12 protein-coding genes and 1 pseudogene are annotated in these 15,443 nt (G+C 60.0%); 9 read left to right on the top strand and 4 right to left on the bottom strand.

Annotated elements, in window-relative coordinates; translation table 11 throughout:
* Together CQ007_RS15955 and CQ007_RS15950 are read left to right on the top strand one after the other, a co-directional pair.
* A complete protein-coding gene (locus CQ007_RS15955; RefSeq protein WP_105646821.1) occupies window positions 1-1,371 on the top strand; it encodes a HAMP domain-containing sensor histidine kinase in 1,371 nt (456 codons plus the stop codon).
* Window positions 1,372-1,480: 109 nt separating this feature from the next.
* Window positions 1,481-2,395, top strand: coding sequence for an alpha/beta fold hydrolase (locus tag CQ007_RS15950; protein ID WP_105646876.1), 915 nt, complete (start codon window positions 1,481-1,483; stop codon window positions 2,393-2,395).
* Between the two features lie 99 nt (window positions 2,396-2,494).
* On the opposite strand, the gene CQ007_RS15945 is transcribed toward CQ007_RS15950, so the two are convergent.
* Window positions 2,495-3,973: a carbon starvation protein A gene (locus CQ007_RS15945; protein ID WP_105646820.1), complete on the bottom strand. Its 1,479-nt coding sequence runs from the start codon at window positions 3,971-3,973 to the stop codon at window positions 2,495-2,497.
* Between the two features lie 249 nt (window positions 3,974-4,222).
* On the opposite strand from CQ007_RS15945, the gene CQ007_RS15940 reads away from it, so the two are divergent.
* Entirely contained in the window at window positions 4,223-4,930 is a 708-nt protein-coding gene (locus tag CQ007_RS15940) for an AraC family transcriptional regulator (protein WP_105646819.1), read from the top strand.
* Window positions 4,931-5,031: 101 nt separating this feature from the next.
* Window positions 5,032-5,982, top strand: coding sequence for a DMT family transporter (locus tag CQ007_RS15935; RefSeq protein ID WP_105646818.1), 951 nt, complete (start codon window positions 5,032-5,034; stop codon window positions 5,980-5,982).
* A gap of 44 nt (window positions 5,983-6,026) precedes the next feature.
* On the opposite strand, the gene putP is transcribed toward CQ007_RS15935, so the two are convergent.
* Together putP and putA are read right to left on the bottom strand one after the other, a co-directional pair.
* Entirely contained in the window at window positions 6,027-7,529 is a 1,503-nt protein-coding gene (gene putP / locus CQ007_RS15930; protein ID WP_105646817.1) for a sodium/proline symporter PutP, read from the bottom strand.
* Window positions 7,530-7,625: 96 nt separating this feature from the next.
* Window positions 7,626-10,847: a bifunctional proline dehydrogenase/L-glutamate gamma-semialdehyde dehydrogenase PutA gene (gene putA, locus CQ007_RS15925; RefSeq protein WP_105646816.1), complete on the bottom strand. Its 3,222-nt coding sequence runs from the start codon at window positions 10,845-10,847 to the stop codon at window positions 7,626-7,628.
* Between the two features lie 192 nt (window positions 10,848-11,039).
* On the opposite strand from putA, the gene CQ007_RS15920 reads away from it, so the two are divergent.
* Window positions 11,040-11,801 carry an AraC family transcriptional regulator gene (locus CQ007_RS15920; protein WP_218278896.1) on the top strand — a complete coding sequence of 254 codons (762 nt, stop codon included), beginning with the start codon at window positions 11,040-11,042 and terminating at the stop codon, window positions 11,799-11,801.
* Between the two features lie 20 nt (window positions 11,802-11,821).
* On the opposite strand, the gene CQ007_RS15915 is transcribed toward CQ007_RS15920, so the two are convergent.
* Window positions 11,822-12,736 carry a LysR family transcriptional regulator gene (locus CQ007_RS15915; RefSeq protein ID WP_105646815.1) on the bottom strand — a complete coding sequence of 305 codons (915 nt, stop codon included), beginning with the start codon at window positions 12,734-12,736 and terminating at the stop codon, window positions 11,822-11,824.
* A gap of 91 nt (window positions 12,737-12,827) precedes the next feature.
* Here CQ007_RS15915 and CQ007_RS15910 point away from each other — a divergent pair, with 91 nt between their 5' ends.
* The 4 genes and pseudogenes from CQ007_RS15910 (at window position 12,828) to CQ007_RS15895 (ending at window position 15,251) form a co-directional block, all read left to right on the top strand.
* The gene (locus CQ007_RS15910; protein WP_105646814.1) at window positions 12,828-13,127 is read left to right on the top strand and encodes a putative quinol monooxygenase; all 300 of its coding nucleotides are present in this window, start codon (window positions 12,828-12,830) and stop codon (window positions 13,125-13,127) included.
* Window positions 13,124-13,339, top strand: a complete 216-nt coding sequence (locus CQ007_RS15905; protein ID WP_105646813.1) for a DUF2798 domain-containing protein — start codon at window positions 13,124-13,126, stop codon at window positions 13,337-13,339. The genes CQ007_RS15910 and CQ007_RS15905 overlap by 4 nt, the downstream gene beginning before the upstream one ends.
* A gap of 96 nt (window positions 13,340-13,435) precedes the next feature.
* Entirely contained in the window at window positions 13,436-14,269 is an 834-nt protein-coding gene (locus tag CQ007_RS15900; protein WP_105646812.1) for an HDOD domain-containing protein, read from the top strand.
* 43 nt (window positions 14,270-14,312) lie between these two features.
* A pseudogene (locus CQ007_RS15895) lies at window positions 14,313-15,251 on the top strand (PDDEXK nuclease domain-containing protein).
* Window positions 15,252-15,443 lie beyond the last annotated feature (192 nt).

The following is a 15,443-nucleotide window of genomic DNA, read 5'->3' as shown; positions in this document are numbered from 1 at the left end:
ATGCCATCACTAGCTGACAGCAACCTGACGGGCAGGGTGATGTCCCTGCTTGGGCGCAGCCTGCGCGCGCGCACCTTGATTGCCCTGTCGTTGGTATTCGTGCTGGGCTTCGGGATTTCCGCCATGCACATATACGGCACGCGGGATGAGCTGCGCCGCGCCGTATTGCTGATCCAGGCGAGGGCGGTCAGTGAGGGCTTCACCAGCGATCAGGCTCTGGAAGGGCTGCCGCGCTATCACGCCGGCGGCGAGATGGAATACACCTTGTATGCGCCAGATGGCCAGCTACTTGGCTATTCCGATTACATGAGCCGTCCCCGGCGCCTGCGCACCGCGCTGTTGTCGCGCGAGTCATCCTGGTGGCGCTGGAGCCCTTACGGCGGTGCGAGCATCAATGCCCCGGTACGACTGCCGGATGGCGCGATCCTGATGGTCTCGCGCAATGACCAGGCCGAGCGCGCCATGCTCGATGAGCTGCTGCTCGACCGGCTGCGCCACAGTCTGGTGCTGATGCTGCCCCTGGGGTTGTTGTGCATTCTGCTGATCCTGCTGTTGCTCAACTGGACACTGCGCCCGGTACGCCGTGCCGCCCGGCTGGCGCAGGGTATCGGCCCGGCGGCACCGACACGGCGCATACCCTTGCAGGGCCTGCCCGGTGAGTTCCACCCGCTGGCCGCGGCCGCCAACTGTGCACTGGATCGCCTGGCGCATGCCTATGAGGCCGAACGGCGCTTTATCGCCGATGCCGCCCATGAACTGCGCACACCGCTGACCGTACTCGATTTGCGCTTGCAGGATGCCCGCCGCAGCGGTGAGCTGGACTGGCCGGTGCTGGAAGCGGAGATGCGTCAGCTGCGCCGGCTGGTCGGCCAGTTGCTGGAGCTGGCGCGCCAGGAGGGCGCTGCCGAGCGTGGCGGGCCGACACAACACACCAATCTGTCGCGGCTGACTCGCGAAGTCACGGTGTCGCTGTTGCCGTTGTTCGAGGCGCAGGGGCGGGACATCGGGGCCCGTATCGAGGATGGCATGCTGTGCCGGGGCAATGCCGATGAGTTGCGCGAGGTCCTGGTCAACCTGCTGGACAATGCCCTGGTGCACGGCAGTGGCAGGGTGCAGGTCAGTCTATGCCGGAGCGCCGATGGCATTCGACTGGAGGTGGCCGATCAGGGCCCGGGGGTGCCGGCGGCACAGCAGGAGGCCATGTTCCAGCGCTTTCGCAAGGGGCGTCAGGGCAGCACCGGGACTGGTCTGGGGTTGGCTATCGTACGGGGCATTGTGGAGAACGCGGGTGGGCAGGTCGGCTTCGTTGCGGGGCGAGCGAACGCGTTATTTGTGCTGTTTATGGAGGGCGAGCCTGCCTGCCCGGTTTGACGGCAATGGAAGGATACTCTAGCTTAGGGGAATCAAACGATCGTTTGAGATGCCGGCCCGCTGGCAGGCCGAGCGCTCCGACAACAACAGTAGAAAACGGAACCAGGTCATGAGTACCCCCTCAAGCGCTGCCCAGGCAGATATCCGCTCCGAAAAGATCAGCATCACTGCCCGCGATGGTTACCGTCTGGGCGCCACGCGCTTCCATGCCAATGGGCAGGCCAAAGGTAACCTGCTGGTCGCCGGCGGCACCGGCGTACCGCAGCGCTTCTACCGCCGCTTCGCCGAATACGCGGCGCAGCAGGGCTTCAATGTATTGACCATCGATTACCGGGGCACCGGCGAATCCAGGCCCGCTTCGCTGAAAGGCTTCGAGATGGACTACCTGGACTGGTCGGAGAAAGACCTGCCGGCAGCGGTGGACCTGCTCAGCCAGGACCCGTTGCCGCTGTACTGGATCGGCCACTCCTTCGGCGGTCACGCCATTGGCATGCTGCCCAACCATGACAAGATCACCGCCTGCTTCTGCTTTGGCACTGGCGCTGGCTGGGCCGGCTGGATGCCCAGGAGTGAAGCATTCAAGATCCGCCTGTTCTGGAACGTCATCATGCCGGCGATCGTTGCCTGGAAAGGCTACATGGCCTGGAGCCTGCTGGGCATGGGCGACGACCTGCCGCGGGGTGTCTACCGTGACTGGAAGCGCTGGTGCAAGTTTCCCCACTACTATTTCGACGACCCGAGCATGCCCCAGGTGCATGACCGCTACGCTGCCGTACGCACCCCCTGCGCCTTCATTACCTCCCGCGACGACCCCTGGGCCCCGCCCCAATCACGGGATGCCTTCGCCAGGGGCTACCGCAATGCGCCGCAGACCATCTACGATATCGAGCCGGCCAAGGGCAAGGCGCCGATAGGGCATATGGGGTATTTCCGCAGCGAGGCGCAGCCGTTCTGGGATGAGGCGCTGGAGTGGTTGGTGGGGCAGGCGGGGGCGGTGGAGCGGAAAGCCGTTGGGGTGTCCTGAGAGCGTCGGGTTCCTGAGACAGGCACTCTCGGAAAACACGGCGGGGCCCACTGAGGGGCCCCGCGTGTCTGGTTATGACTGCCGATGGAGCGCCATCAATCAGGCGCCCGGTCCAGCGTAGGCATTGGCATTGCGCTTATTGTGTTGAATGACCAATCCGATAAAGCACACTACGGCGATCATGATGCCTATCGGTTTGCTGTATTCCTCAGGCAGGTTGAGACCAATGCCGGCTGTGGCGATATAGGACACGGTAATGGCAGTACCGATCACCGCTGGGATGCTGGCAATCCAGTGGAAGGTACCTCTATCCAGCAGGTACTTGGTTGCCAGCCACAATACGCTGGTCGACAGCAGCATGTTGGAAAACGCGAAGTAGCGCCAGATCAACGAGAAGTCCAGGAAGGTCATCAGATAGGCCACGCCGAGTATCGGTGCTGCCAGCGCCAGCCTGCGCATGGCGGACTGGGGGATATTGAACGCATCGGTGATCGTCAGGCGCAGTGAGCGGAAGGCCGTGTCGCCCGAGGTGATCGGGAAGATGGCTACTGCCAGAATGGCCATGACCCCACCGAAAACACCCAGATAACTGGTCGCGATATGATTGACCACCAGGCCCGGCCCACCCATGTCCAGCATGCCTTTCAGTTCGGCATAGCCGCCAGGGAAAGCGGCAATACCGGCGGTAGCCCAGACGCAGGCCACGATGCCTTCGCACATCATCGCGCCATAGAATACCGGGCGGGCATATTTCTCATTGGTAAGGCAGCGGGCAATCATGGGCGACTGTGTGGAGTGAAAACCACTGATGGCGCCACAGGTAATGGTCAGGAACAGCAACGGCCATATGGGCAGTCCATCAGGGTTGGGAGCCAGGAAGTCATGGTCATGATGGCCGTCGAAAAAGGCAAACACATCACCGAATTGCGGCAGATGGGGTGCTTCGAGCAATATCGCCCCGGCAACCAGGGTGGTCATGACGATCATCAGTAAACCAAACGCCGGGTACAGCTTGGTAATGATCTTGTCGATGGGCAGCAGGGTTGCGAAGAAATAGTACGCCAGGATTACCAGTACCCAGAAGGTATTGCCTGACAGGAAGGTACCTTCGAAATAGGAAAGGTTACTCAGCAGCCCGGCCGGGCTCATGATGAAAACCACGCCGACAAAGAACAGCAGCATGCAGGTGAAGACCAGCATGAAACCCTTGAAGATCACGTTGTAATAGTTGCCAGCGATCTCAGGCAGGCTCTTGCCATCTTCCTTGAGACTCATGACGCCAGAGAAATAGTCATGCACCGCACCGCCAACCACGTTGCCGATGACGATCCAGACCAGGGCTATCGGGCCATACAGGGCGCCCAGAATGGGACCGAAAATGGGACCGATGCCGGCAATGTTCAGGAACTGAATCAAAAACGCCCGTACCGGGCTGATGGGTACGTAGTCGACGCCATCATGCAAGCGCTGCTGAGGGGTTGTGGCTTCAGGATCTATACATGCTTGTCTCTCAACAAAGGGGCTGTAGAACTTGTAGCCAAGAAGAAGAATGGCAAGGCTGGCAAAGAAAATGAGCATTTATTAACCTCGTTGTCATGGGTGAAGACCCGTCAAGCGCTCTATTTTATGGGGGGTTATGCTAAAAGATGTCACGTTAGCAAGGGACGAGCCCCCTGAATACTAGCCTATGGTCGCAGACCAGGCAGTGCACTGATTGGAAAAGGGGGTATTTCCGTAATGATGTGCTGGGCGGTTGGAGGGGCTGGAGGACGTTCGCGGCTGGCGACGGGTATATAATGCCGCGGACGCCCTGCGAGTGACGCACCGATGGCCAACCACCTGTCCATACGATCCTACAGCCGCCAGCGCCATGGCCATGCACATGACTTCCACCAACTGGTGCTGCCGCTGCGGGGTGTGATCGAGATCGAATTCGATGCCTATAGCGGCAATGTCGCCCCCGGCGAATGTGTACTGATCAGACGTGGGCAAATGCATCACTTCACGGCGGACACCGAGGCCAGGTTCGTTGTCGCTGACATGGATACCCTGCCGGACAACCTGGCGGGCAGTAGCCCGGCGGTGTTTTCGATCAGCCCACCGCTGATGCGCTATCTCGACTTCATCGAAGCGCAGCTGGAGCATCAGCTCAATCCGGGGCTGGAGCAGTCGATGTTCCAGGTCTTTGCACTGCTGCTGGCCGAGCAGCGACTGATGCCCCAGGTCGACCAGAGGATTCGTCGGCTGCTGGGTTATATCGATGAGCGGCTGGGAGAAAGGCTGGGCATTCACCAACTGGCAAGCATCGCCTGCCTCAGTGAAACACAATGCAAGAAACTGTTCCGCGAGCAGGTGGGGCTTACGGTGATGCAGTACCTGACCCAGGTACGCATGGACAAGGCCAAGGCGTTGCTGCAGCACACCGACTACCCGGTCCAAGTGATCGCCGAGCAGGTCGGCTACACCGATGTGTCCGCATTCAGCCGGCGTTTCTCTGCCCATTTTGGGCTGTCGCCAACCCGGTTCGCCCGCTGATCCGTCTGATCAGCAGCAAATAGCGTCCTTTCAGCACAAAGCCCGACTGTTCCGACCAATACAATGCGGGTATCGCGAACGACCGCTTTGCCAGGTACAACATGCGTCGACTAGAACCCTATTCCCGTGGCGTGATCGCCATCATCGCTGCCAGTGTCATATGGGGTACCACGGGTACCGCCGCCAGTTTTGCTCCCGAGGTCAGCGCCCTGGCCATAGGCGCGTTTGCCATGGGGGTGGGTGGCGTTCTGCTGGTCATCAACGCGCTTGGCGAACTGCTACGGGACAAGGCGCTGTTGCTTGGTCACCGTCGCAGCCTGCTGCTTGGCGGCTTGTCGGTCGCCATCTATCCGCTGGCCTTCTACAGCTCCATGCGGCTGTCCGGTGTCGCCATCGGCACGGTGATCTCCATTGCCAGCGCTCCGCTGTTCACGGTCATGCTGGAGTGTCTTATCAGCAGGAGGCGGATATCCATGCGCTGGGGCCTCAGTTTTGTGCTCGGGGCTGCGGGAATCGTGTTGCTGGCGCTGGGCCAACGCCCGGTAGCGACAACCGTGACCTCTTCCCTGCTGTCTTATCTGGGTGTGGGGCTGGGACTGGTGGCCGGGCTGAGCTATGCGGCCTACTCGTGGGTGGCCAGGCACATGATCGAGCAGGGTGTGGATTCGAAGTCGGCCATGGCCAGCCTGTTCGGGATTGCCGCCATGCTGCTGCTACCAACGCTGGCGGTCACCGGGCACAACCTGTTTGCTACGGCAACCCACACGAGCGTGGCGCTATACATGGCCTGCATTCCGATGTTCGTCGGTTACCTGTGCTTCAGCTACGGCTTGAGATATATCGCGGCCAGCACGGCTACCCTGATCACGCTCCTTGAGCCGGTGGTCGCCGTGCTGCTGGCGGTATTGATCGTCGGAGAATGGCTGTCGGCGGCAGGCTGGATGGGCATACCGCTGATCATGCTGAGCCTGCTGTTGCAGACCATGCGACTGCCTGCGGACAGGCGAGGGGCGGCTATAAAAGCCTCGTCAACAAGCGCTGAAGAGCTGTGACGGCACCCGCCTGGGTGCCGCCGTTTGCGAAGGTAGCTGGTGTGTCAGTGATGCGATTCCATGGTGCTGAACTCCTGCTGGACCTCTTCGTTGTGGCGGTGCCCCATCAGCAGGGAAACGACCACGGCGACCAGGGCGCAGGCCAGGAAACCGGGCACGATCTCGTACATCAGCGCCTGCAGGCTGGGAATATAGCCCCAGAAACCCACGACCACCGCACCTGCGATCATCCCGGCCAGAGCCCCCATCGCGGTGAGCTTGCGCCAGAACAGCGACAGCAGGATGATCGGGCCGAAGGCGGCGCCGAATCCCGCCCAGGCAAAGGCGACCAGCCCGAGGATATTGGAGCGCGGATCGATGGCCAGCAGGGCGGCTACCACCGCGACTACCAGTACACCCAGACGTCCCAGGCGGACCTGCTGCAGCGCCGACAGATCCTTGCCAAAGATCTTGTACAAATCTTCGACCAGCGCTGACGAGCAGACGATCAACTGGGAGGAAACCGTGGACATGATGGCGGCCAGCACGGCCGCCAATACCATGCCGGCGATAAGCGGATGGAACAGGATCTGCGATAGCAGCAGGAAGACGGTTTCCGGGTTGGCCAGGGTTTGCCCGCTGGCGTGGAAATAGCCAACACCGATCAGGCCGGTGAAGACCGCACCGCTGGCGACCAGGACCATCCAGCCAATGCCGATCCGGCGGCCGGCCTTGGCATCTGCCGATGAACGCAGGGCCATGAAGCGTACGATGATATGCGGCTGGCCGAAGTAACCAAGCCCCCAGGACGCGGCCGAGATGATGGCCAGCAGGCTGCCGCCGAACAGCAATGAGGTGCGACGCAGCTCATCATCCGGGTTGGCCAGGTTGTGGGCGGCGTCAGCGGCATGGATGGCGTCAATCGTCTCACCCAGACCCCCCATGCTGACAATGGTGATCAAGGGAACAAGGATCAGCGCAGCCAGCATCAGCAGGCCCTGCACCACATCGGTCAGGGAGGCCCCCAGAAAACCGCCGAACAGGGTATAGGTCAGGGTGATACCGGCCACCAGCAGCATGCCGAACAGGTAGTGGGTATTGAACGAGGCTTCGAAGAATACCCCGCCAGCGACCATGCCGGAGGATACATAGAAGGTGAAGAACACCAGGATGATGATGCCGGAGGCGATCCGCAGCAGGCGGGTGTTGTCCTTGAAACGGTTTTCGAAGAAGCTCGGCAGGGTGATCGAATTGTTGGACACCTCGGTGTAGGAGCGCAGCCGGGGTGCCACGAAACGCCAGTTGAGATACGCGCCGATGGTCAGGCCGATGGCGATCCAGGCTTCCACCAGGCCCGATGCGTAAATGGCTCCCGGCAGACCCATCAGCAGCCAGCCGGACATGTCCGACGCACCGGCAGACAGCGCGGCGACGCCCGGCGAGAGTTTGCGCCCGGCGAGCATGTAGTCGTCCAGGTCGGTGGTCTTGAAATAGGCGTAGTAACCGATGCCCAGCATCGTCAGGAAGTACAGGCCGATGGCGATCAACTGATAGGTCTGGTCTGTCATGGGAATGCCCTCTGCTCTGGGGAAGCCCCGCAGGCGGGGCAGTGGCTATTGTTGTTATTCAGCATTGAAACAACTCCTTGTAGGAAGGGGAGGTAATCAGTCATCTCCCTGCGCCAGCAGGCTGGCATTACCGCCTATTGCCGCGGTATTGATGGTACGGGTTTTTTCAGTGACAAAGCGCAGCAGATAATGCGGCCCGCCAGCCTTGGGGCCTGTACCGGAGAGCCCCATACCGCCAAAGGGCTGAACGCCCACAACAGCGCCTATCATATTACGATTGATATACACATTACCTATGCGAACTCGTCGTTCGATGTCAGCGGCGAGTCCTTCATTACGGCTCTGGATGCCAAACGTCAGGCCATAGCCGCAGCGGTTGATGCTCTCGATAACCTGGTCTATTTCTGTCGCGCGGTAGCGAATGATGTGCAGGACCGGACCAAAGTGCTCGGCTTCCAGCTGATCAATGCGGTCCAGCCTGAGGGCCACCGGAGCCACGAATTCGCCATTCGCTCGCCATGCGTCGGGTACAGAGGTTTCGGCCAGTACCCGGTCCTGCTGGCGGCATTGCTCGATATGCGCCTGCAGTTTCTGTCTGGCCTGGGCATCGATCACCGGGCCGACATCGGTGGCCAGAGCGCGTGGATCACCCAATTGCAATTCCTGCATGGCACCGGCAAGCAGTTCTTCCACCTTGTCAGCGATATCCTCCTGCAGGAACAGCACCCGCAAGGCGGAACAGCGTTGTCCCGCGCTGGCAAAAGCGGACTCCACAACATCGGCAACGACCTGCTCGGGCAGGGCGGTGGAGTCGACAATCATGGCATTCTGACCGCCGGTTTCGGCAATCAGTGCCGCCAGAGGGGCGCCTTGACGCTGGGCGAGGTTGAGATTGATCTGCCAGGCGGTCGCGGTTGAACCGGTAAAGACCACGCCGACAACGCGAGGATCACTGGTGAGCAAGGGGCCAAGCTCCTTGCCGGAGCCGGGCAGGAGCTGCACGACATCCCGCTCGATGCCGGCTTCATACATCAGCTCGATGCAACGATGGGCCACCAGTGATGTCTGCTCGGCGGGTTTTGCCAGTACCGTATTGCCTGTAACCACAGCGGCAGCCACCTGGCCCAGGAAAATGGCGACCGGGAAGTTCCACGGGCTGATGGCAACGAACACGCCTCTACCGGTGAGATAGAGTTCATTGGATTCACCGGTGGGGCCTGGCAGTTGGATTGGTTGTCCCATCTTCTGCTCGGCCTGATGGGCGTAATAGCGGCAGAAATCCACGGCCTCGCGGATTTCGGCAACGCCATCGGAGAGCTGCTTGCCAGCTTCACGGGCACACAATGCCATCAACTCGGCAAAGTGCATTTCCAGCAGGTCAGCCAGGCGCCGTAGTTTGGCGGCGCGCTCCGTCACCGCAACGGCATTCCAGCGCGGGAAGGCGAGCGCGGCGGCGTCCAGCGCACGTTGCACCTGCTCGGCCGTGGTCCATTCGATCTGCCCAACCTGCTGGCGGCGATCAAAGGGGCTGATTACGCTCCGGCTTGGCCCCGCGTCGGTATCAGCCGCCTGAGCCAGCAGGGGCCGGCCTTGCCACTGATGTTGATCCCAGGACCGCATGGCCTGGAGCAGAGGATCAAGCTGGCTATTGATCAGCAGGTTCACCCCTTTGGAGTTCGGCCGTTCCGGTCCGTAGAGGTCATGGGGCAGCGGGATGCTGGTGTTGCGATAGGCCGCCTTGCCGCTGAGGACTTCCAGAGGGTGGCGACAGAGTTGCGCCACGGGAACGCGCTCATCGACCAGTTGATGTACAAATGAAGAGTTGGCTCCGTTTTCCAGCAGGCGGCGTACCAGGTAGGGCAACAAGTCCTTGTGCGCCCCTACCGGTGCATAGATGCGGCAGTAGCTGCCCGCCGGGGCAAGCTGCAAGGCCTGCTTGTACAAGGCTTCACCCATGCCATGCAGCCGCTGGAACTCGATGGGCCTGTCTCCTGCCATGTCCAGCAGGCAGACCAGCGTGTGGGCATTGTGGGTCGCAAACTGGGGAAACAGTCGGCCACGGGTGAGGTCCGAGAGCAGATAGCGAGCGCAGGCGAGATAGGCAATATCGGTGTTGGCTTTGCGTGTATAAACCGGGTAGTCGGCGAGCCCTTCTATCTGCGCCTGCTTGATCTCAGTATCCCAGTAGGCACCCTTGACCAGGCGAACGGGAATCTCGTCACCCTGTTCGGTTGCCAGGCGGGTCAGCCAATGCAATACCGGCAGTGCACGCTTGGAGTAGGCCTGTACCACCAGGCCCAGCTTGCCCCAGCCCTTGGCCTGCTGACGATAGACCTGCTCCAGCACCTCCAGCGAGAGTTCAAGCCGATCCGCCTCTTCGGCATCCAGGGTGATCGCTACATCCAGCTCTCGGGCACGGGTCACAAGCAGGCCCAGCGTGTTGCCGAGCTCCTTGAGTACCCTGTCACGCTGGCTGCGCTCGTAGCGTGGGTGCAAGGCCGACAGCTTGATCGAAATGGAGGGCGCAGGGGCCGCAGCCGTGACCTTGGTGCCGGCCTGGCCAACACGCTCGATGGCATCCAGGTAGGCGGAGAAATAACGTTGGGCATCCTGGTGGGTGCATGCCGCTTCGCCGAGCATATCGAAGGAATAGGTGTAGCCCTGCTTGAACAGGGGTTTGCCATTGGCGAGGGCTTCCGGCAGGGTGCGACCGAGCACGAACTGATGTCCCATCAGTTTCATCGCGTGGGACATCACCTGACGCACGACCGGCTCGCCCAGACGGCTGATCAAACGATTGAATACGGGGACAGGCTGATCATGGCGCGGGTCCATCTTCACCACCCGCTTGGTCAGTATCAGCCCCCAGGTAGAGGCGTTGACCAACAGCGAATCACTTTGTCCCAGGTGGCTTTTCCAGTCAGCGACGGACAACTTGTCGCGAATCAGGGCTTCCGCGGTGCGGGAATCAGGAACACGCAGCAGTGCTTCCGCCAGGCACATCAACAGCACGCCTTCCTGGGTGTCGAGACTGTACTGCTGCAACAGTTGATCCAGGCTGTCTATGGCATCGCCCTGGCTGCGTACCCGCTCAACAAGCTCTGCGGTGCGCTCATGCAGCCGTTGAATATGCTCTGGCTGGTGATCCAGCAACTGGATGAGCTCAGGCATCAAGGTGTTTTCATCCACCATGTAATGCTGGCTGATCTGCCGAGCCAGTTGCTGCAGGCTCTGGTGTTCCAGATCGGGATGCAGCAGGTCGTCAGCTGCGCCGTGTTGTTGCCTGTTCTGATCATGCAGCGGGTGAGGTAGAGGCATGGTGCACCTTGGCATTTTTGATTTTGATCAGCAGTGTGGCGGGAAGAGGCAAACGCTGTCTTGATCAGAGCTCAGTTGTTTTTGTTTCAGGCTCGGAAACCTCGGAGCGCCTCACTGGGGTTGATGGTGTCAAAATGTGTCATATCTCACTATAGTTGACCGTTACAGACTTTGGGGGAAAAGGAGCTGGGTATGCAGGCCAGAATCCGTCACTGCACGCTGCCGACCAGCGGCATGCACCATGACCACCCCTGGCATCAGATGGTGATTGCCCTGTCCGGTCAGGCCGAGTTCGAGATTGCCGGTCACGGTGGCCGGGTGGATGCCATGCATGGCTGTCTGGTGCCGGCGGGTGAAGTGCACTTCTATGAAGGCAAGGGGGACAATCGCCATGTGGTGCTTGACCATTACAATCCTTCCATGCCGGAGCTGGAGCGGTTGTTTGATCGACCGCGCTACTTTACTGCCGATGCCAGCCTGCGCCTGTTGCTGAGCTTTGTCGATCAGGAAGAAAACCTGTGGCAGGAGTCTGCATTGGCGGCAGAGGGCATGGCGCAGGTTATTGTTTCCAGCCTGTATCAACGCCTGTTTCATCAAGTGCAGCGCCTTCCCTCGCCCAGGCAGCGACTGGACCTGGTTCAGCTGGAGACCTATATCCAGCAGCATCTTGCTGCGCCATTGACGGTGGCGGAGTTGGCACAGGTGGCCTGTGTCAGTACCGGTCACTTTCATCAGATATTCCGCCAGGCGACGGGCAGGACACCTGCGAACTATGTGCTACAGGCCCGTCTGGAACGTGCCCGTGAACTGTTACTGCATACCCGCCTGGGTCTGGGCTGCATTGCGGAACAGGTCGGCTTCTCCAGCCAGAGCGCACTGACCCATGCCTTCCGCCGTCACTGGGGCAGCACACCGGGGCTGCTCAGACGTCACGGTAGTGCAGACGGTCGATGATCAGCCGCCGCCAACGAGGCCTATCTCGGGTGGCGGCTAGCCTGAGAAGTATTTTCAAACCACGGCTGGGCCGGTAGAAAAGCGGCTAAACACTCCATGAATACCTGTGCCCGTGCCGATGACGACAAGCGATGTGGGCGTATCAGGTAGATGTCGCGACGTTGTCCAGCCCATTGCGGTAGAACCCTGATCAGTTTCCCGGTGGTCAGGTCGTCCCAGATCTGACTTAACGGCAGTAATGCCAACCCGGCGCCAGCCCGTACCAAGGTGGCCACCAGCGCCAGATCATTGACCACATATTTATGCTGTATGCGTATCGTCGCCTGCTCATTCGCGTTGCTGGTTAGGTGCCAATCTGCGATGGCGCGACTGGTCACCGTGGTATGGCGCTGGATGTCCCCAGGTGTCTGCAAGGTAGCAAGGTCAGGCAAGGAGGGACTGGCAACCAGCACGGTGGGAATGGCCCCCAGATAGCGCTGAACCAGTGCTGAGTCCGGCTGCGGGCCGATGCGAATGGCCAGATCGGCCTGGGCGTGCAGCAGATCGTCAACATCGTTGTTCATCTCAACGGTGAGTTCGATGTCTGGGTAGCGTGCAATGAAGTCTGACCAGAAACTATCCAGTGGGCCGGTGGCGAAATTGGTGGGTGCCAATATCTTAAGCGGTCCGGCAAGGCTGTGTAGTGCGGCGCTGAGGTTGTCGAGCCTATGGTTGAGTGCGCGCACGTGCCCGCTGCACTCATCGAAATAGGCACGGCCTTCCCGAGTGAGTGTCAGGCCGCGGCTCGAACGATGCAGAAGACGGCAGCCCAGTTGTTGTTCCAGGGCGTTCAGACGGCGCGATGCCGTTGCAATCGTCAGCCCGGTGCGTTGGGCGGCAGCGGTCACACTACCTTCTTCCACGGCCGCAATGAACAGATGTAGAGCATCGAGCATGTTTGCATATACGAGAAATAAGATTCGAAAAATGACTCTACTTGCAAATTTATCTTATTGGTAGCCTGTCTGCTTCCAAAAGGAGATAACCATGAGCGTGTACTACTTGAGTGCCCGGATCCGGGCAACCGATACCCAGCGTCTGGATGAGACAAGGCGAAAACTGGCAGAGCTGGCAACCGTAACCCGCAAGGAGCCTGCTTGCCATCTGTTCAGCGCATTCGAGGATAGTCAGCGTAGCGGTGACTTCATCCTGTGGGAGTGCTGGGAAGGAAAGGCCGGGCTGGAAGCGCATCACGCCTACAGGCATACCCGGGAGTATCTCGCGCAGGAACTGACCGAGGTTGTCGAAATCACCGAGTTGACGGCCCTGCTGAGAAAGGAACTATGAACGCACGTTACCGCTGTGTGTTTGCGCTCATCATGTCGCTCTTGCTGTGTTTCCTGATGACCGCCTGGGTGACATGGACCAACCTGGGATGGCAGGATGACTATTTCCTGCAATGGATGCATGCCTTCATCACCGCCTGGCCAGTGGCAGCCCTGGTCGCCTTCGCCTTTGGGCCGGTGGCCCATCGTCTGACCCAGCGCCTATTGCGATAGTCGCACGAGCAGGCGTGGTGCAATGATAGGCCGCGGGCCATTGCGTTCCGCAGAGTGCCAACCTGGAGCTCTGAACAATGAAAAGGACAGTTCAAGGTGAAAGAGCGTGCCAGGCATATCTTCAGGCTGCTGGAGTCGGAGGTCGCGGCCAATAGGTTGATTCTGCCTTCCCTGCCGGAGGTGGCATTACGGGTGCGCACGCTCACCACCATGGACAGTACCACCTTTGCCGAGCTGGAGCGGGAGATCGCGCGGGATGCAGGTATTGCTGCACGCGTGATGAAGGTGGCAAATAGCTCATTGCTACGGCGAGGTGTACCCATCGCCTCCCTGAAGCAGGCGGTCGCCTGTCTGGGGATGAACCTGGTGCGCTCCCTGGTTACGCAATTGGCGGTACTGCAGACCATGCAGAGCGCGGGTGGTAATAGGGAGCGGCTGCGGGGATTTGTGGCTGGGGGTGTGCATATCAGCGCTCTGTGCCACTGCCTGGCAGAGCCCTTTCCTCATCTTGATGCTGAACTGGCTGCCCTGGGTGGACTGCTGCACGATATCGGCAAGCTGCCATTGCGCGAGCTCTTGCAACGCCAGCCGGAGTTGAGCTCGCTGGAACGGCTGCAATTCGAGTTGATGCTGCATCCCCATGTGGGTGCCATGCTGCTGCGTCACTGGCAGATGTCCGACGAGCTGGTGCAAATGGCTCGCTGGCATGAGTCCATCCTGCGCGAGACCGGTAATCCACAGCCCGACTACGTGGACCTGGTGATCGCCGCCAATCTGCTGCATTACGGTACGCAGAAGGGCCGCTACGCACGTTATGCCGGCATCGATATCCCGGCGGTGGGCAAAGTCGCCAATACTGGGCACCGCGTCAATGACCAGAATGGTGCACAGTTGCGAGTCGAGTTGATGCAGGTATTGGTCAGCGGCTGAGTGTTGGCGGTGCCCAAATCTTTCATGAGACAGGAGGTCATTCATGAGTAATCAGAACCTGGCAGACACCCTGTACACTTCCATTGCCGATGTTATCCAGCAGGCGCGACATCAGCTCCGTCAGGTGGTCAATCAGCAAATGGTACAAGCCTATATATTGGCCGTCTGATTGTTGAAGAAGAACAGCGGGGGCGGGAGCGGGCGGAGTATGGAAAGCGGCAACTGGAGACGCTGGCCAGGCGCTTGCAAGACGAGTTTGGCAAGGGCTTTGATGCTACCAACCTGAGGAAAATGCGTCAGTTTATCTGACCTTTCCAATTCGAGACACACTGTGTCTCGAATTGAGCTGGTCGCATTACCGCTGTTTGATGCGTATTGAAAACGCTCGTGCCAGGCAATGGTACGCAGAGGAAGCCGCACAGCAAAACTGGAGCGTGCGCGCCCTGGAGCGCCAGATCGGCGTACTCTATTACGAGCGCCTGCTGGCCAGCAAAGACAAGGTCGCCGTTGAGCAGGAAGCACAGCAGAAAACCGCCTCCCTGCTGGAAGACCCCAGGGAGTTTCTGCGCGATCCCTACATCCTCGACTTTCTCAACCTGCAGGACAGGACCTACCAGGAAACCGATCTGGAGCAGGCCGTCATCAGCAATCTGCAGCAGTTCCTGCTGGAACTGGGCAAATGGACATGTATGTACGCATGTACGAAGAACAGAGGCGCCGCGCCGACGACAACCCGACCATCGGCCTGATTCTGTGCAGCGAGCGCAGCAACACCGTCGCCAAATACTCGGTACTGAGTGAAGGCAAGCAGCTGTTCGCCTCAAGATACCTCACCGAGCTACCCAGCGAAGAAGAGCTGGAGCGGGAACTGGAGCGCGAGCGCGACAGAGTGCTACGCATTCAGGAAGCCGCAGCCCGATACCAATCAGACGCTCGGCAACAGGACACCGGAATGACTCATGCTGGCAGGCAAGATCCGTAACCACATGGACAAGTTCTGGGAAAAGTGCTGACTGGCCATCCACTTGGAAAGAGCTCAAAGGGGCATCGACTCCCCGCAATGCGCCGCTGCGATTTGCACATAATGGACATCGGCCAACGCAATACTAGCATCATAGTAAGCCGCAGTTGCTGGTGATAATCGAGCAGCAAGGGCTGACCCGTATCTTGCCAC

It is taken from the genome of Pseudomonas sp. MYb185, from assembly GCF_002979975.1.
In the GTDB taxonomy this organism is placed as follows: domain Bacteria; phylum Pseudomonadota; class Gammaproteobacteria; order Pseudomonadales; family Pseudomonadaceae; genus Halopseudomonas.
The sequence above is the reverse complement of the archived record's forward strand: the minus strand, read 5'-3'. Positions and strand labels throughout refer to the sequence as shown.